18 protein-coding genes are annotated in these 18,024 nt (G+C 44.7%); 8 read left to right on the top strand and 10 right to left on the bottom strand.

Annotated features, from left to right (window positions below; all coding sequences use genetic code 11):
• Positions 1–104 precede the first annotated feature (104 nt).
• Positions 105–1,100, bottom strand: a complete 996-nt coding sequence (gene gap, locus RJ47_RS10360) for a type I glyceraldehyde-3-phosphate dehydrogenase (RefSeq protein WP_006878169.1) — start codon at positions 1,098–1,100, stop codon at positions 105–107.
• A 335-nt stretch (positions 1,101–1,435) separates the two neighbouring features.
• Between gap and msrB the strand changes: the two genes are divergently transcribed.
• Positions 1,436–1,840, top strand: coding sequence for a peptide-methionine (R)-S-oxide reductase MsrB (gene msrB, locus RJ47_RS20830; RefSeq protein WP_038192921.1), 405 nt, complete (start codon positions 1,436–1,438; stop codon positions 1,838–1,840).
• Positions 1,841–1,879: 39 nt separating this feature from the next.
• Here the strand turns inward: msrB and RJ47_RS10355 are convergent, their stop codons facing one another.
• The gene (locus RJ47_RS10355) at positions 1,880–2,707 is read right to left on the bottom strand and encodes a DUF2989 domain-containing protein (RefSeq protein WP_038212910.1); all 828 of its coding nucleotides are present in this window, start codon (positions 2,705–2,707) and stop codon (positions 1,880–1,882) included.
• A gap of 105 nt (positions 2,708–2,812) precedes the next feature.
• Between RJ47_RS10355 and RJ47_RS10350 the strand changes: the two genes are divergently transcribed.
• Positions 2,813–3,097 (top strand): YeaC family protein, encoded by a 285-nt coding sequence (locus tag RJ47_RS10350; protein WP_038138929.1) that lies wholly within the window; start codon positions 2,813–2,815, stop codon positions 3,095–3,097.
• 36 nt (positions 3,098–3,133) lie between these two features.
• Here RJ47_RS10350 and RJ47_RS10345 read toward each other — a convergent pair whose 3' ends face one another.
• The 4 genes from RJ47_RS10345 to RJ47_RS10330 all read right to left on the bottom strand — a co-directional run bounded on the left by RJ47_RS10345 (position 3,134) and on the right by RJ47_RS10330 (position 6,230).
• Positions 3,134–3,628 (bottom strand): YchJ family protein, encoded by a 495-nt coding sequence (locus RJ47_RS10345; protein WP_039483674.1) that lies wholly within the window; start codon positions 3,626–3,628, stop codon positions 3,134–3,136.
• A 14-nt stretch (positions 3,629–3,642) separates the two neighbouring features.
• The gene (locus tag RJ47_RS10340; protein ID WP_039483671.1) at positions 3,643–4,857 is read right to left on the bottom strand and encodes an EAL and HDOD domain-containing protein; all 1,215 of its coding nucleotides are present in this window, start codon (positions 4,855–4,857) and stop codon (positions 3,643–3,645) included.
• Between the two features lie 93 nt (positions 4,858–4,950).
• Positions 4,951–5,682, bottom strand: coding sequence for a UDP-2,3-diacylglucosamine diphosphatase (lpxH, locus tag RJ47_RS10335; RefSeq protein ID WP_038192913.1), 732 nt, complete (start codon positions 5,680–5,682; stop codon positions 4,951–4,953).
• Positions 5,683–5,735: 53 nt separating this feature from the next.
• Complete coding sequence (locus RJ47_RS10330) at positions 5,736–6,230, bottom strand: peptidylprolyl isomerase (protein WP_038138919.1); 495 nt, start codon at positions 6,228–6,230, stop codon at positions 5,736–5,738.
• Positions 6,231–6,433: 203 nt separating this feature from the next.
• Between RJ47_RS10330 and cysS the strand changes: the two genes are divergently transcribed.
• Both cysS and RJ47_RS10320 read left to right on the top strand, forming a co-directional pair.
• On the top strand, positions 6,434–7,816 hold the full coding sequence (gene cysS / locus RJ47_RS10325) for a cysteine--tRNA ligase (RefSeq protein ID WP_038192910.1): 1,383 nt from the start codon (positions 6,434–6,436) through the stop codon (positions 7,814–7,816).
• A 75-nt stretch (positions 7,817–7,891) separates the two neighbouring features.
• Entirely contained in the window at positions 7,892–8,470 is a 579-nt protein-coding gene (locus RJ47_RS10320) for a thymidine kinase (protein WP_039483669.1), read from the top strand.
• Positions 8,471–8,819: 349 nt separating this feature from the next.
• Here RJ47_RS10320 and infA read toward each other — a convergent pair whose 3' ends face one another.
• From infA to aat, 3 genes are all read right to left on the bottom strand, one after another.
• Positions 8,820–9,038: a translation initiation factor IF-1 gene (gene infA / locus RJ47_RS10315; RefSeq protein ID WP_001040192.1), complete on the bottom strand. Its 219-nt coding sequence runs from the start codon at positions 9,036–9,038 to the stop codon at positions 8,820–8,822.
• An 80-nt stretch (positions 9,039–9,118) separates the two neighbouring features.
• A complete protein-coding gene (locus RJ47_RS10310) occupies positions 9,119–9,817 on the bottom strand; it encodes an arginyltransferase (RefSeq protein WP_039483667.1) in 699 nt (232 codons plus the stop codon).
• Positions 9,807–10,535 carry a leucyl/phenylalanyl-tRNA--protein transferase gene (gene aat, locus RJ47_RS10305; protein WP_039483665.1) on the bottom strand — a complete coding sequence of 243 codons (729 nt, stop codon included), beginning with the start codon at positions 10,533–10,535 and terminating at the stop codon, positions 9,807–9,809. Before aat ends, RJ47_RS10310 begins: the two co-directional genes overlap by 11 nt.
• 16 nt (positions 10,536–10,551) lie before the next feature.
• Here aat and RJ47_RS10300 point away from each other — a divergent pair, with 16 nt between their 5' ends.
• Positions 10,552–11,007, top strand: a complete 456-nt coding sequence (locus RJ47_RS10300; protein ID WP_039483752.1) for a glycine zipper 2TM domain-containing protein — start codon at positions 10,552–10,554, stop codon at positions 11,005–11,007.
• Between the two features lie 158 nt (positions 11,008–11,165).
• Positions 11,166–12,446: a 3-phosphoshikimate 1-carboxyvinyltransferase gene (aroA, locus tag RJ47_RS10295; protein ID WP_038212928.1), complete on the top strand. Its 1,281-nt coding sequence runs from the start codon at positions 11,166–11,168 to the stop codon at positions 12,444–12,446.
• Between the two features lie 76 nt (positions 12,447–12,522).
• On the opposite strand, the gene RJ47_RS10290 is transcribed toward aroA, so the two are convergent.
• On the bottom strand, positions 12,523–12,771 hold the full coding sequence (locus RJ47_RS10290) for a YciN family protein (protein ID WP_038138902.1): 249 nt from the start codon (positions 12,769–12,771) through the stop codon (positions 12,523–12,525).
• Between the two features lie 367 nt (positions 12,772–13,138).
• Here RJ47_RS10290 and topA point away from each other — a divergent pair, with 367 nt between their 5' ends.
• Both topA and RJ47_RS10280 read left to right on the top strand, forming a co-directional pair.
• Positions 13,139–15,772: a type I DNA topoisomerase gene (topA, locus tag RJ47_RS10285; RefSeq protein ID WP_039483662.1), complete on the top strand. Its 2,634-nt coding sequence runs from the start codon at positions 13,139–13,141 to the stop codon at positions 15,770–15,772.
• 196 nt (positions 15,773–15,968) lie between these two features.
• Positions 15,969–17,666: a GGDEF domain-containing protein gene (locus RJ47_RS10280; RefSeq protein ID WP_039483660.1), complete on the top strand. Its 1,698-nt coding sequence runs from the start codon at positions 15,969–15,971 to the stop codon at positions 17,664–17,666.
• The last annotated feature ends 358 nt before the right edge of the window (positions 17,667–18,024 follow it).

Raw genomic sequence — 18,024 nt, 5'->3', positions numbered from 1 at the left:
GAGCTTAGCTTGAAAGCATGCTCTCAAATTCCAGATACAAAAAAGGCGACTCGAGAGCCGCCTTTTACAAGATTCTGCGCTAAACGCTTATCTTAAAGTAATAATTACTTAGAGATGTGAGCGATTAGGTCTAGAACTTTGTTTGAGTAACCGATTTCGTTGTCGTACCAAGATACAACTTTAACGAAGTTGTCAGTTAGAGCGATACCAGCTTTAGCATCGAATACTGAAGTTTGAACTTCACCGATGAAGTCTTGAGAAACAACTTGGTCTTCAGTGTAGCCTAGAACGCCTTTTAGTTCGCCTTCAGAAGCTTCTTTCATTGCTGCACAGATAGCTTCGTAAGATGCGCCTTTCTCTAGGTTAACTGTTAGGTCAACTACAGAAACGTTAGCTGTTGGTACGCGGAAAGCCATACCAGTTAGTTTGCCGTTTAGTTCTGGAAGAACAACGCCTACAGCTTTAGCAGCACCAGTTGAAGATGGGATGATGTTCTGAGAAGCACCACGACCACCGCGCCAGTCTTTAGCAGAAGGACCGTCTACAGTTTTTTGAGTAGCTGTAGTAGCGTGAACTGTAGTCATAAGACCAGAAACGATACCGAACTTGTCGTTAAGAACTTTAGCAACAGGTGCTAGACAGTTAGTAGTACAAGAAGCGTTAGAAACGATGTCTTGACCTTCGTAAGTAGAGTGGTTAACACCCATTACGAACATTGGAGTCGCGTCTTTAGAAGGACCAGTTAGAACAACTTTCTTAGCGCCAGCTGTGATGTGCTTACGTGCAGTCTCGTCAGTTAGGAAAAGACCAGTTGCTTCAGCTACAACGTCAACACCGATTTCGTCCCATTTTAGGTCTTCTGGGTTGCGCTCAGCTGTAACGCGTACAGTTTTACCGTTAACGATTAGGTTACCGCCTTCAACTTCAACAGTACCGTTGAAACGGCCGTGAGTTGAGTCGTACTTAAGCATGTATGCCATGTAATCTACATCGATAAGATCGTTAATACCTACTACTTCGATGTCTGCGCGCTCTTGCGCTGCACGGAATACGAAACGACCGATACGGCCAAAACCGTTAATACCTACTTTGATAGTCATTATAGTTGCTCCACAACTTAATTTCTGATTAAAGATAACTGGTAGTAAAATTACAGAATCCAGTCAAAATCTGCAACAGATAATCGGACTTAACTTGTTTAAAGTCAAAAAAAAGCGTCGCTTTTTTTCACAATTAGTCGCAAATGGTTATGTTTTGAACGGATTACTGGTTTTTTCCCTAACCAGTTGACGTAAAATAGTTCAGATGTTTACAGCGCTGCTGAAAGTTTAATCATCCTGTTATGGTGTCAAAGTATGTGCTACAAAAGTGTTTATTCGCAAGTTTTTCGCGAAAAAAGTCATAACTAAAAATGAGAACATGGAGATCTAATCCAGTGAAACATAAGGTAGAAAAAGTCGTTAAGCCTGATGAATACTGGCGTGAGGCTTTAACAGAAGAGCAATTTCGTGTGTGTAGAGAGCAGGGGACAGAGGCGCCGTTCTCTGGGAAACTGCTCCACAATAAACAGACAGGTGTCTATTCATGTACGTGTTGCCAAGCCCCTCTGTTCCAGTCAGATAACAAATATGACTCAGGTTGTGGGTGGCCAAGTTTTGATGCCCCTATAAATGATAGTGCTATTCGCTATTTAGAAGACTTAAGTCACGGAATGGTGAGAACAGAGATACGCTGCGCAGCATGCGATAGCCACTTAGGTCACGTTTTTCCCGATGGACCGAAGACAACCGGTGAGCGATTCTGTGTAAACTCAGTGTCGTTAATTTTCAACAATTCATAAAAAAGCGGTGATTTAATCACCGCCGTTTGTTTTATCCTTTCAACTGTCTTGTTGGAATCTAGGCACCTGCTCTTTTTTAAAGGTGCCTTGTTCTATCGATTCCTTAAGTTGCTCTGCAATCTGTTCCAACTGTTTGTATTTACCGCTCTCAAAACCATACAAAAGCTGCAGTTCTTGTTCTGTTGCGATAGGAACACCAAAATCACTGGCAACCATCGCCCAAATATAAGCTTCTTCCCGTTGGTTCATTCGGTAGGTAATACTTGCCAATGATTTGAACACCTCATTGTTGATATTAGTTCGATTAGTCAATTCGAGCGCTCGCAGCAGCAATTGACGTGTTTTGAATAGATCACGGCTCGTGTAGAAGGTCGCGAGTGCATATTGCATCTCTGCGGTATCGAGTTGAGGGCTGCCTTCTAGTTGCAAAAACGCGCGTTTTGCTTGGTCACTGCCTATCCGGCTCCATAAAAAGTAGAGCGCATCTGGCGATGAGGACTTTGATAGGTCGTCAGCGATAGTCTCTAGATCGCTGCCCGCGTTCACTAGGGCTTGGAATCGTCTTTGTTTGAGTTCTGTTTGGTCGATAGCTTGAATCTGAGAAGCGAGCTCTAAGCATTTTTTATACTCCGCAACCAGTTCATACTCTTTTATTTTGTTTACTGGTGTTGGATTCTTAAGTACTTCGAATCGATGCCAAATCAAATCAGTTCTTGGTAATCGGCATTGGCCATCGTCCATGTTTAAGCGTTCGCATTTTAGCCCTGGGTTGCTCTCACAAAGTTGTTCTGTATTTTGTCGGCCTTCAAAACAGCCAACCAAGGGAAGGGTTAAAAGGCTGAGTGTAAGAGCATATCGTTTTTTCATAGTTTGGTCGCTTGTGATCCGTTAGACTTATTTGTTGTTCTTTCCTTGACTCAGGAGTGTAGCTCGCTATGTTCACTGCTGTTCGATTTATATTAAGGATACACCATGGACGCAAAGCAGTTAATTGATGCCATCACACCTGAGGCTTATGAGCGTCTACTTTTTGCTGTTGAAACAGGAAAGTGGCCTGAAGGTACGGTATTAACCCAAGAGCAACGAGATTCATGCATGCAGGCAGTGATGATGTATCAGTCAAAGCACAATAGTGACGCTCAGCATATGACAGTGGCTCAAGGTGGGGAAATTAGCTTTAAATCAAAATCAGAATTGAAAAAGCAGTTTCAACCCGAGCAACAAGACATTGTGCGAGTTAATCCCAATAAACAGTAGTGTAAAAAGGCAGGAAGGTTCCTGCCTTTTAAATTATTAACCGCAGCACTTTTTAAATTTTTTCCCGCTACCACAGAGACATGGGTCATTGCGGCCGACTTTAAGGCTAGACACTGTCTGAGAGAGACGCTCGTCTTTTTCCTCTTCTGGGAAGGTGCCATCGATGTAATACCACTGGCCATTTTCTCGCAGGAAGCGTGAACGCTCTTCCATGCAGTATTCATGACCATCCTGATAAAACCGTGCTTTGAAAGTGACAAAGCCTTCATCCTCGTTGTGACCTAGCTCGGTTGATATGACTTCCAAACCTCGCCAGTCCCCGTATACCGATTCTGCTATTTCATCTCGCTGGGATTGCGCATTGCAGCTAGGGTGGTAGGTGTCAACCACGAAGTCGACCAATTGTTTCACGTGAGCAGAGTACCTTGAGCGCATCAGTTGTTCAGGCTGTTGTGCAAGGCTTGGGTCAAGGTGAATAGGCTCACAGCATTGCGCGTACTCTTGCATGCTGCCACAAGGACATAGAGACATGTTTACTCCAAGTTTTATCGTTGTACGGCGAGAAGTTCAGCGGTCCATTTAACGGACTTCTCGTAACTTTCGCTCAGTGCAGGTTGATCTAATTTTAGCACGGAGCAGTACTGAGAGACGTCATCCCATTGTGCTCTCTCATAAGCACGGATTAGCCCAAGTAGTTGCCCAAGTTCGCCGGCACCGTCTGTCAATGCGAGTTTGATTGACTCCTCGACGGGAACCTCATTAATGATTTGCTCGATTGGGCGATCAAGTAAGCTATCGAGTAGAGAAAACATCCCCATCAAAAAGGCTTGTCCAGCTTCGAGCTTTGGGCTTAATGAGCGGGAAAGTAATTCGCAATGACGAGCCCGTTGAATTGACAATCCATACAAGTAATCGGGTTTGTGTTCTTGGGTAGAAGCCAGCGCCACCAATGAGATGAACTTGCGAAGCTTGTCTTCTCCTAGGTAAACCAATGCCTGCTTAAACGATTGAATCTTGTTGCTAACAAGTGCAGAAGAGTTGACGTAGGTGAGCAGTTTATAAGACAAGGTGACGTCTGTGCTGATCAGTGATTCGACGTTGGCATAGTTGATCTCTTGATGGGAAATTTCCGTCAACAGTTGCACAACAGTCATAAATGACGGCTCAAGCGACTTTCTTTGAATCATCTCAGGCTTGCTGAAAAAGTATCCTTGAAAGTAGTCAAAACCCATTTTCTTGGCTCTAGCGAATTCCTCGTGGGTTTCTACTTTTTCAGCCAAGAATTGAATGTTGCTATTTGAGAACCGATCAATAAACAGCTGTGCTTTGTCCAGCGAAATCGCTTGAATATCAAACTTTATGATGGATACAAAAGGCAGAAAAGCTCGCCATTCTTTGGAGGGAACAAAATCGTCGAGTGCGATTTTATAGCCGAGCGCAGCCATCTCTTTGACTGCGTCTAACAAGTCGCTTGTAGGTTCGCAATCTTCAAGAATCTCAATCACCAAACTGTCCGCAGGGAACAATGTTGGCACCTTATTGATCAAACTTTGATAGGGAAAGTTCACAAACCCAAGTTTGTCGCCTAAGGTGGCGTAATGCGTAGAGAGAAAGTGGTCGGAGAGTAATCGACTGGTTGCGTGCTCAGGGTCAATCGCGGGAAATGTATTTTTGGGTCCGTCCCTAAAAAGTAGCTCGTAACCAACCGTTTTTTTGGATTTATCAAGTATAGGTTGTCTTGCAATGTACGAATATTTCAAGGTTAATGCCGCGCTCAATGAATAGGTTTACGACTCGCAGCAGATATTCTGCTGCATAAAAAATATCAGAGCTGATTGAGAAAAATCAATCGTTTAGTCGGTGCTGAACGGTCTAGTTTGCAGTTCGAAGGATTCTTTATCGTAGCTCAACACGGAACCTTGAGTGTACCAATCCCCTAATACAATTCTAGTATTTGTCGTACCACTTCTATCAAATGTGTGAACCATAGGGCGGTGAGTATGGCCATGGATCATCAGATCAACACCATGAGCTGCCATTACGCGTGCGACTTCACTTTGAGTCACATCCATGATCTCTAACGATTTGGTTTGCTTGTCATCTTTAATATCTGACTGAACCTTAGACACGATCTTCTTTTTGATGAACATCGGAATGCGATTGAACACCCATTGGAGCCAAGGTTGGTGAACTTTCTCTCGATATTTTAGGTAATTGACATCGCGGGTACATAATGTGTCGCCATGCAGGACAACGGCCTTTCTTCCGTATAAGTCTATCGTCGTTTCATCACCAAGCAGAGTAACACCCGTTTGTTTAGCAAAGCGTTTCCCCACGAGAAAGTCACGATTTCCTTGTGTGAAGAAGACAGGAACACCGTTCTCTGTGAGCCTCTTAAATTCTTCGCGGATGGTGGAGGCAAAGTCGGACTTGTCGTCATCGCCAATCCAAAACTCAAACAAATCGCCCAATACGTATAGGGCTTCTGCATGAATCGCTTCTTCTCGCATGAATTTGCGGAAACAAGCATTGATCTCAGGAGTAGAAGGGGACAGGTGTAAGTCGGAGATAAATAGTGTTGTCATGGGTGAGCTTACCTAAAAGAAAAGGAAGAGCGCGAGGCTCTTCCTAACTACCGTTATTCTTCGATAGTTGTGCCTGTGATTAGCACATCTTCTAGAGGTACGTCTTGGTGCATGCCGTATGAACCAGTGCTAACACCTTTAATTTTGTTAACGATGTCCATGCCTTCAACCACTTCACCGAATACACAGTAACCCCAACCATCTAGGCTTTCGCTACGGAAATCTAGGAATGTGTTGTTGTTTACGTTGATAAAGAACTGAGAACTTGCTGAGTGCGGTTCCATAGTACGAGCCATTGCTAGTGTACCCACTTTATTGCTCAGACCGTTATTTGCTTCGTTCTTGATTGGAGCGCGAGTTGCTTTCTCACGAAGGCCAGACTCCATACCGCCACCTTGAATCATGAAACCATCGATAACACGGTGGAAAAGAGTGTTGTCGTAGAAACCATCACGGCAGTACTGTAGGAAGTTCGCGCTTGTTTCTGGTGCTTTCTCTTCGTTTAGCTGAATTTTGATGTCACCAAAATTAGTGTGAAGGGTGATCATGACTATGTCCTTTACATATGGTTTTTGATTTGAACCCAAGATTCTATCTTAACTTTTATGACATTAATACGTGAAAAGTGAGGGTTGAGACTTGAGTATCGGTGTTATTGACGGCTTTTTGCGCATTCGAGGGATTACCTTAGCGAAGACTAGTTGATATACTGGCACACTATTTTATTTCACCTAATTATTAGATAGAGATCATGTTAAAGATATACAACACACTCACGAGACAGAAAGAGGAATTCAAACCAATCACTGCCGGCAAAGTAGGCATGTATGTCTGTGGGGTAACCATCTACGATCTCTGTCATATCGGTCATGGTCGCACATTCGTTTCATTTGATGTGGTTTCGCGTTACCTACGTTACTTGGGCTACGATCTTACGTTCGTTCGCAACATTACCGACATCGATGACAAAATCATTAAGCGTGCGAATGAAAATGGTGAGTCATGCGACTCGCTAACCGAGCGTTTAATCGGCGAAATGCACGCTGACTTTGACGCGCTAAACATGAAGCGTCCAGACGTAGAGCCTCGCGCGACGGAGTTCATCGCAGAAATCATCGAGCTGGTTGAAAAGCTGATTGAGCGTGGTTTTGCATACGTTGCAAGCAACGGTGATGTGATGTTTGAAGTGAAAAAGTTTGACGAATACGGCAAGCTATCGAAGCAAGACCTTGACCAGCTTCAAGCGGGTGCACGTGTCGATGTGGAATCGGCGAAGCGCAGCCCGCTAGATTTTGTGCTTTGGAAAATGTCTAAACCAGGAGAGCCTACGTGGGAGTCGCCTTGGGGTGCAGGTCGTCCTGGTTGGCATATCGAGTGTTCAGCCATGAACTCGTCTATTCTGGGCAACCACTTTGACATTCATGGCGGTGGTTCAGACCTTCAGTTCCCGCACCATGAAAATGAGATCGCTCAATCTTGCTGTGCTCATGGTACAGACTACGTGAACACGTGGATGCACAGTGGCATGGTGATGGTCGATCGTGAAAAGATGTCTAAGTCACTTGGTAACTTCTTCACAATTCGTGATGTACTAGGTCATTACGATGCCGAAACGGTTCGCTACTTCCTAATGTCTGGCCACTACCGTAGCCAATTGAACTACAGCGAAGAGAACCTTAACCAAGCCCGCGCTTCTCTAGAACGCCTATATACTTCACTTCGTGGTTTAGATGCATCTGTAGACGCCGCTGGCGGTGAAGAGTACGTGACACGCTTTACGGATGCGATGAATGACGACTTCAATACACCAGAAGCGTATTCAGTTCTGTTCGATATGGCTCGTGAGATCAACCGTCTTAAAACAGAAAACCTCACAGCAGCGAGTGCATTGGGCGCATTAATGCGTGAACTCGCTGACGTGATCGGTATTCTCCATCAAGATCCAGAGGCCTTCCTAAAAGGTGATGCAGGCAATGACGATGAAGTAGCTGAAATTGAAGCTCTCATCAAGCTGCGTAACGATTCGCGTGCATCAAAAGATTGGGCTAATGCTGATATGGCGCGCGATAAGCTTACTGAAATGGGTATCGTACTTGAAGATGGCCCAGAAGGAACGACTTGGCGTCGTAAGTAAGCGTTAAGCATTTATAAGGGCTGTTCATTCAGCCCTTTTCTTTAGTTTTTATATATTTCTAAACAGGAAACCCCAGTGGCTCAGATGTACTTCTATTACTCGGCAATGAATGCGGGTAAATCAACCACTCTTCTTCAATCATCATTTAATTACCAAGAGCGCGGTATGACACCAGTCATCTTTACTGCAGCACTCGATGATCGTTACGGAGTTGGAAAAGTTAGCTCTCGAATCGGTTTGCAGTCAGACGCGCAGCTATTTAATGGTGAAACGGATCTTTACAAAGAAATCTCTGCTCTTAACGAAGTCGAAAAACGTCACTGTATTTTAGTGGATGAATGCCAGTTTTTATCGAAAGAGCAGGTGTATCAACTTACGGAAGTGGTGGATAAACTCCATATCCCTGTACTTTGCTACGGCTTAAGAACGGACTTTCTCGGGGAGCTTTTTGAGGGGAGTAAATATCTGCTGTCATGGGCAGACAAACTGGTTGAGCTAAAAACCATTTGTCACTGTGGTCGTAAAGCAAACATGGTTATCCGTACCGACGAGCATGGCGTGGCGATTGCGGAAGGTGATCAAGTTGCGATTGGTGGCAATGACCGATACGTGTCTGTATGCCGTGAGCACTACAAAGAAGCACTGGGTAAATAGCTTAAGAGTCAGAGGGCGCCTAAGTAGGTATTATTCCACAAGCCGCTAAATCGATATTGCCACCTAGTGATGAGTGATCCGAATTTGGCGCATGCATGTTGCATAATACCTACTCAGAAGCCCAATCATGTTCATCTGACGAGACGGGCGCATAAATGGGTATTGTGAACAAGCATGCGGTACCTGCTGTTCTATCGGGGGATTATTTATCATGAACAAGCGGCTTGTAGAAGCAATACCTATTTACTTGGCTGAGAACAGGATAATCATGAGATACAAAAAAGCGAAGCACTAGGCTTCGCTTTTTTGTTGTATTCGACTAATTCTGATTGCGCGAGGCAGTCGGAGATTAACGAGCACGGAAGACGATGCGACCTTTAGATAGATCGTATGGAGTCATCTCTACAGTTACTTTGTCACCAGTAAGAATACGGATGTAGTTCTTACGCATTTTACCAGAGATGTGAGCTGTAACTACGTGGCCGTTTTCTAGCTCAACACGGAACATTGTGTTTGGAAGAGTATCAAGGACAGTGCCTTGCATCTCAATTACGTCTTCTTTAGCCATTTAATCCTCTTTTCAAAATGGGCAATTTTTACCAGCGCATAATGCCGCTAAAAATGAATTATGTAAAGTTGGGGCGTATTCTACCCTTGCCAACGCTGATTTACTAGCCTTTGATGGCGTTGAAAGCGGACTTTGTAATTCATCGCTGGGCATTCATCAATTTGATAGCCTAAATAGAGCCACTGTTTGCCTTGTTGTTGACAGTATTGAAGCTGGAACAACACGCCTAACGTACCGAGAGAGAGGTCATAGTCGGGGTCAAAGAAGGTATAGAAAGCACTGGCACTATTGGACAAAATGTCGGTCACGGCAACAGCGATCAGTTTTCCATCATCGTAGACGTGAAAGTATTGAGTATTCAGCCACGCACAAGCAGAAAATGAGGAAAATTCATTTTTCCTGGGAGGGTACATGGAGCCCGCTTGATGGCGCGCCTCAATGTAACGGGCGTAAAGCTCAAACCAATCCTCATCCATGCTTTCTTTGAGCGTCCATTCAAAGGATTTGGCTTTGTTTAACAGTCGCTTTTGACTCTTTGACATCTGAAAGTCAGGGACAGAAACTCGCAACGCATGACAAGCACTGCAGTTGTCGCAGTGAGGTTTATAAATGGTGTCACCACTGCGACGAAATCCGTTGGCAAGCAGAACTTCGTAACTCGAACCACAATGCATTGATGGATCGAGCGCAACGGCGACACGCTCTTGTCTGTCGGTTAAATAACTGCATTGATGGCTGTCTGTGAGTCCAATTCGGATCTGTTGTAGATCAGAGCTCATTTATTCCCTCAGTTGGTGACTTTAGCCACTGTTGTTTAAAACAATCTTTCATTACGGGGTGTTGATTAAATGATAGCAGGCTTTGAGCAAATTCTTCTCTTTCAAGTTCAAACGCGCCTAACGATTGAAGGTGTGGATTCATCACCTGGCAATCGATCAATTGACCACCATGCTCTTTGAAGTGTTGGCAGAAAAACCAAAGTGCTATTTTGGACGCGTTGGTTTTTACGCTAAACATCGACTCACCACAAAAGATCTGGCCAATGGATAAACCGTAGAGACCGCCTACTAACTCATCGTTTAACCAAACTTCCACAGAGTGACAATAACCTAAACTGGCAAGGCGTTTATAGGCAACCCGCATATCGGGATTCAGCCAAGTTTCTTCTGGGCTCCTTAGCGCTGCACATTGGTCAATGACTAACTCTGTTGCTCTATTTATACTGACTGAGTAACCGTGTTTACGTTGAAACTTTTTGAGACTTTTGGCGGGTTTGAATGTCTTAGGGTTAAACACCGCTCTTGGCGAGGGACTCCACCATAGGATGGGCTCATTGGGGCCATACCAAGGGAAAATGCCGTTTTGATAAGCAAAGACAAGCCGCTCAGGGCGGAGGTCGCCTCCGATAGCAAGTAAACCATTGGGGTCGTCCAAGGCATCTTGTGGCGAAGGGAACCAAATCTCATCAGGATCAAGTTCGGTAAGATAGAGCGTCATGAAATAGGGTATGAAAATGAAAAAATTATTGTGGATCATATTGGTTTTTCCGCTAATTGCCAATGCAGCATATCAGCGAAATACGGCTCGTCCGGTTAATGATGTCGTGTTTGGCAAAGTTGAAACAGTCCGTTACATCAGTCAGCAAGATATTGTAAAAGCTCAAAGTTCTGGTTGGGAAACCTTGTTGGGTGCCGTTGTTGGCGGGGTTATCGGCAATCAATTTGGCGATGGACGTGGGAAGGAAGTGGCCACTGCGGTGGGCGCAATCGCTGGAGCGGGCGTTGCTCGAAACCGCGCCAACCAAGAGTATCGAATAGAATATAGATTGGTTGAAATTCTGATCAAAACAGAGAAAGGTCAGCTCATCGATGTGATTCAAGACGTTGATAATCAGATGTTATTCGAACGAGGGGATGACGTCCGAATTCTCTATTTTGATGAAGGCGTCAGAGTTGATAAAACCTATTGAGCATCTTGTTTTCTATCATGAGCTTGGATGACATAATTATTCAGTGTTAATCCCCGTTTTGGACTGGTTTTACGTGGGGATTTTAGATAGTCTGCAAGTACGAAGAATTTTTCATCGCCTGGTAAGTAACGCTGGGCGAGCAAGGAATATCAATTTTAATGGAAAGCCTTACGTTACAACCAATCAATAAAGTCTCTGGACAAGTGAACCTGCCTGGTTCAAAAAGTGTATCAAACCGCGCCCTGCTACTGGCCGCTCTTGCTAAAGGCAAGACTCGACTCACCAATCTACTTGATAGTGATGACATTCGTCATATGTTGAACGCACTGACTCAGCTTGGTGTTCACTATCAACTCTCCGAAGATAAGACAGTATGTGAAGTCGAAGGCTTGGGTCAGCCCTTTCAGTCTGCACAAGCGTTAGAGCTTTTCCTTGGTAATGCCGGAACTGCGATGCGCCCTTTGGCTGCAGCGCTATGTCTTGGCCAAGGTGAATACGTATTAACTGGTGAGCCTCGCATGAAGGAGCGCCCGATTGGCCATTTGGTTGATGCCCTGCGTCAAGCGGGTGCAGAAGTTGAGTACCTAGAGAACGAGAATTTCCCGCCACTTAAAATTCACGGTACGGGGCTAAAAGGTGGAACGGTCGAAATCGACGGTTCGATTTCAAGCCAGTTTCTAACAGCATTTTTGATGTCTGCGCCACTCGCGCAAGATGATGTAACGATTAAAATTGTGGGCGATTTAGTCTCGAAACCGTACATCGATATTACTCTGCACATCATGGCACAGTTTGGTGTTAACGTTGAAAACAATAACTACCAAGAGTTTGTTATCCGCAAAGGTCAATCGTATGTAGCGCCAGGGGATTTTTTGGTTGAAGGCGATGCGTCATCTGCATCCTACTTCCTTGCTGCCGCCGCGATTAAAGGTGGGGAAATTAAAGTCACTGGTATCGGCAAAAACAGCATTCAAGGCGATATTCAATTTGCGGATGCGCTAGAGAAAATGGGTGCACAGATCGAATGGGGTGACGACTATGTTATTTCGCGAGTTGGCGAGCTGAAAGCCGTTGATATGGATTTCAACCACATTCCCGACGCGGCAATGACGATCGCTACGACGGCTCTATTTGCAAAAGGGACCACGGCAATTCGTAACGTGTATAACTGGCGTGTAAAAGAGACCGATCGTCTGTCTGCAATGGCAACCGAACTACGAAAAGTTGGGGCAGAAGTGGAAGAGGGTGAAGACTACATCATCGTCAATCCGCCAGCGAAGCTCACTCACGCAGCGATCGATACTTATGATGACCACCGTATGGCGATGTGTTTTTCATTGGTTGCATTAAGCGATACGCCAGTGACAATCAACGACCCTAAGTGTACGTCAAAAACCTTCCCTGACTACTTTGATAAGTTGGCGGGGTTGAGCTCTTAAGTTTGATCGTCATATTCGATAGGGTATAACAGAAACAAGGGTTGGTACAAAATACCAACCCTTGTTCTATTTATCTTCAACCTTCCAAGGTGAATTCTTTTGATAGGTGATGAGCTAAGTATTTAAACATGTTAAATACGGCTGTGGTATTTGGGGTTGGGAGCCCATTGTCATCAAGAAAGTAATTGCCTTTAAAAACCAACACACCGTCTTTTTCTTCTACGCTGTCCGCGCGCATCCCTTCAATGTAGTCGTCGTGTTCTTGGATGATGTGATTCGCAATCATCAGCAGTTCAAACTGCGAGATAACTTTCTTATCGCTCATAGTCGTACTCGTTTGTGATCATGGTTAACACTAAGAAATAATGCGGTGATTCTAAGATTAATCTGTTGGATTGCAAATGGTCTAGATCAAGGGTTTACCGAGCTGCTTGGAATCCCTCGTACGATTGGTTTTGTGACAAGAGGCATAAAAACTATTGAGAAACTAGCATCTAGGATTAACAGACGTTTAGTATGTGACCCTTTCTAGTCCATCGACTTTCGTCGAATTGTCGAGCAGTTAAAGTTTATTTTTGAAAAAGATATTGATCTTCTTGTAATCTCGCTCAATAGTAAAAAAAGAACTGAAGCATTAAGCATGCCATACGCTAATGTCGTTTGGCCGTCATTATAGGACACTTGAGTCAATTATGGGTAAGTCACTGGTTATTGTGGAGTCGCCAGCCAAAGCGAAAACCATCAATAAGTATTTAGGTAAAGACTTTATTGTAAAGTCAAGTGTGGGTCACGTACGTGATCTGCCGACCGCTGGCCAAAGCACGGGTCAAAAAGCAGCTGCGGTATCAACCAAAGGCTTAAGTGCTGAAGAAAAAGCGCGAATCAAAAAAGAAAAAGATCGCAAAGCGCTCATCAAAAAAATGGGTATCGACCCTTACCACGGCTGGGAAGCAAACTATCAAGTGCTTCCGGGCAAAGAAAAAGTGGTCGCTGAGTTGCAAAAATTAGCCAAAGACGCTGACAGCGTTTATCTCGCAACCGATTTGGACCGCGAAGGAGAAGCCATCGCTTGGCACCTTCGTGAGATCATCGGTGGCGATGAAGAGCGATACAAGCGCGTGGTGTTCAATGAGATCACCAAAAACGCAATTCAACAAGCTTTTGAAAAACCGGGCGAGTTAAGCATGCCGGGTGTCAATGCTCAGCAAGCGCGCCGTTTTATGGACCGTGTTGTTGGCTTTATGGTCTCTCCTTTACTTTGGAAAAAAGTAGCGCGCGGTTTGTCTGCAGGTCGTGTTCAATCGGTAGCGGTAAAGTTATTGGTAGAACGTGAACGCGAAATCAAAGCCTTCATTCCTGAGGAGTTTTGGGACATTCATGCTGATACTAAAACGGCTGACAAAACAGATTTCCGCTTGCAAGTGGCGCAAAAAGACGGCGTTGCGTTTAAGCCAGTTAACGAAGCAGAAACCAAATCGGCGATGTCAGTGCTTGAGAAAGCGGCATACGAAGTCTGTAAACGTGAAGATCGCCCAACGTCTAGTAAGCCATCAGCACCTTACATCACATCGACGCTTCAACAAGCCGCCAGCACGCGTTTAGGCTACGGCGTTAAGAAAACCATGATGTTAGCTCAACGACTCTATGAGGCGGGCTACATCACGTATATGCGTACCGACTCAACTAACTTGAGTTCAGAAGCCGTGGATGCTGTGCGTGGTTTCATTGGTAGCGAGTTTGGTGATGCGTACTTACCCGCTAAGCCGAACGTTTATGGAAGCAAAGAGGGAGCACAAGAAGCGCACGAGGCAATTCGACCTTCTGATGTTTCCGTCAAAGCCGAAGACCTAAATGGTATGGAAGCTGACGCGCACAAACTGTATTCATTAATTTGGAACCAGTTCGTTGCATGTCAAATGACGCCAGCGAAATACGACTCAACAACGGTTAGCGTGAAAGCGGCAGAGTACACCCTTAAAGCCAAAGGGCGTATTCTGAAGTTCGATGGTTGGACTCGTGTTCAGCGTCCTATGGGAAAAAATGAAGACCAGATTCTTCCTGCGGTTCAAGTTGGCGATAAAATTGATCTGGTCGCACTTGAGCCTAAGCAGCACTTTACCAAGCCACCAGCGCGCTTTACTGAAGCTGCACTTGTTAAAGAGCTTGAGAAACGTGGTATCGGTCGACCTTCTACTTACGCTTCTATTATTTCAACGATCCAAGATCGTGGATACGTAAAAGTTGAACAACGCCGTTTCTATGCAGAGAAGATGGGTGAGATTGTGACTGACCGCTTAGACGGCAGTTTTGACGACCTAATGAACTATGAGTTCACTTCACGCATGGAAGAAAAGCTCGACCAGATTGCTGAAGGTAATGCGGACTGGAAGAATGTACTCGATGACTTCTTCGCGGATTTTACTGGCGACTTAGCGAAAGCGGAACTGGATGAAGCAGAAGGCGGTATGAAGCCAAATCATATCGTTTATACCGATATTGAATGCCCGACGTGTTCTCGCCAAATGGGCATTCGTACGGCATCGACCGGTGTGTTCCTAGGCTGTTCTGGATACGCACTCCCACCGAAAGAGCGTTGTAAAACAACGATTAACCTTGGTGATGAAGACGGCATTATCAACGTTCTTGAAGAAGACGTCGAAACCGCTGCCCTTCGTGCGAAAAAACGTTGTCCAATTTGTGAAACGGCAATGGACGCTTACCTGATTGATGACAAGCGTAAACTTCATGTATGTGGTAATAACCCAAATTGTGAAGGCTATGTCGTCGAGCATGGTGAGTACAAAGTAAAAGGTTACGATGGCCCCGTTGTCGAGTGTGACAAATGTGGCAGCGACATGGTGCTGAAAAACGGTCGTTTTGGTAAATACATGGATTGTACGAGTGAAGAGTGTAAAAACACGCGTAAAATCCTAAAGAATGGCGAAGTGGCTCCACCGAAAGAAGATCCAGTGCATCTGCCTGAGCTAGAGTGTGAAAACTCTGATGCTTACTTTGTGTTGCGTGATGGCGCATCGGGCTTGTTCTTAGCCGCTAGCACTTTCCCTAAATCGCGCGAGACTCGAGCACCATTAGTAGAAGAGCTGATTCGATTTAAAGAGCGTATTTCACCTAAGTTCCACTACTTAACTGAAGCGCCAGAGAAAGACCCAGATGGCTTGCCGATGGTTGTGCGCTTTAGCCGTAAAACGAAAGAGAATTATGTTCGCTCTGAAGTAGATGGTAAGCCATCAGGCTACACGGCGCTCTACATTGACGGTAAATGGGAAATTACGGATAAGCGTAAAAAGCCAGCGAAGAAAAAGTAACGACTTTTCGCTCAAAACAACGAAAGCAGCCAATTGGCTGCTTTTTTAATACGCGTCATATCACTAAAGTAGTAGATAGTTGCAATGAATGTATGCTTTTTGAGCATTCAAGGTGTTTATTGCTTATTTCATGATTATCTCTTTTGACAACTTAGTTAGTAGCTTCTATTGGTTAAGTGTTAGTTGGGATAATAATATGAAATTAAGAGAAACCTTGTTGCTGTTCTTAATACTGGTCAGTGGTGTGTTTGCTGTAACCGCGTATACCGTATCAAAGAAAGCTGTCGATAGCGTCGTACAAGATTTGATTTGGAAGTACAGTCAAGTGGCTGCACAGCATGACATTGAGCAAACACTAGCACCAATATTAGAAGAAGTCGCACTTGCCCAAAAGATTGCCACAGACCCGCACATCGTGTCATGGGGCCGAAATGCGAGCGATGAAGTCTATCGTAGTACCGCAGAAGCTGTTTTGGAACGATATCGTTGGCAATTCAAATCCAAGAATTTCTTTATCGCGCTTGACGGTGACTTGTCGTATCACTACAACGATGTCCCCAGCATTCGCCAGCCATCATATCTTCGCTACTATTTAGAGCCAACCTCTGTGACTGACACTTGGTATTTTGACCAAAAAGCGCAAGGTCAACGCCTTTCAGTCAACATCGCGAAAGACATCCATATCGATCGAACCAAGGTTTGGATCAACCAAGCTATTCTCGACAAAGGTCAGTTTCTCGGCATCGTAGGGACTGGGATGGATATTGATCTCTTTACGAGTCAGTTAGCGCATCTTGATACCTCTTCATTAAGAACGTTTTTTGTCGATGAGAAGCACAGAGTTCAACTGATTTTAGAATCTGGCCAATTCGATTATCCACTGAGAAAGGCGAAGTTTGAGAAGCCCAAATTGGCATCGATGATCCCTAATCGCCAAGATTTGGAGGTGCTGACCCAATTCATGCGCAAGCAAAAATACGGTCAAGAGGCGGAGTCCCTGATGATCGAGCAAAATCAAGGACGAGCGGTTGTCTCCATCAACTACATCGAAGAGTTGGGATGGTATGAGCTCACGTTTGTTGATGTAGAAAGTATGTTGCCACCATGGACGTACAGCAATCTGGGTTACATCTTTGTCGTGATCACGCTGCTGTTTGGAGGGTTCTCTTACTATTACTGGCTGAATGTTTGGGTTAAGCCCCTTGAAATCTCTGCCCAGCGAATTCACAAACTCGCGAAGGAGAGTGATTATTTTGTTAGTGAACGCAGTAGCGACTTGGCAAACCATTTGTCTGTTATAGAAGAAGAACTGACGAAAAGTCGCCATTCACTCCATAAAATGGTGGTTTCGCGCACGGCTGCGCTGGATGAATTAACCACGGTCGATGTTGTGACTCAGTTGTGGAATAAGAAGGGGTTGGAGAAGGACTTGGCAATGGAAATTGCACGCTCTAAAAGAGAGCAAACTGCCTTTGGCCTTATTTGGATAGATCTGGGGTTAACAGATGACGAAACGATCGAAACGGCCTCGGCAAGTTTTGAATCTACGTTGTCAGCCGCGGGGCGAGGGATTTGTCACGCCATCCGAGTCTATGACCAAGCTGCTCGTTGGGAGGACGATGAGTTTATAGTCTTGGTACGAACAAAGTACCCGTGCAGTTTGAATCAGCTTGCAGGACGAATTAAATCTTGCATTTTATCAGAACAAATGGACAGCGAGCACCTTCAACGCCTAACCGACAGCTTGGCCATAGGAGGGACCGTTATTCATCCTGGTTCCTCAGAAAGAGAGGCTTTGGCCATGGCAGACAGAGCGCTTTATCTTGCTAAGGGAAAATCGGGCGAAAAGGTCTACATTCATCATTGTCGAGCACCTGCGGATCAAATTGCATAACATGCATCTGTAATCCTTTTTTAATCATATATTTACAATCTCAATTGTTCTAAAAGTCGAGTAATGCCTCACTTATTCATGCAAGTATCACTAATTTGTAGTTAATCTGTTACGGAGTTGTACCAGTTGGAGGGCATTGTGTGAGCTAACCCAGAGTGATGAAAAGTAATGCGTGTGCGGCTGTTAGTACAGCATATTTTAAATTGTAATCTTTTTGAAATACGATAACTTATAATAAACCTCTTGCACATTTTTTGTGTAGGGATTGCTAACGACGTTAGGTTGTAGAGTGGCATGCTTTTCGTGTCGTGCGCTCTTAGGAAATGAGATAAGCCCCCCAATAAAAAAATATGCTTAT

The organism is Vibrio sinaloensis, assembly GCF_000808535.1.
GTDB classification, from domain to species: Bacteria; Pseudomonadota; Gammaproteobacteria; order Enterobacterales; family Vibrionaceae; genus Vibrio; species Vibrio sinaloensis_D.
This window is presented reverse-complemented; position numbering and strand designations above follow the sequence as displayed.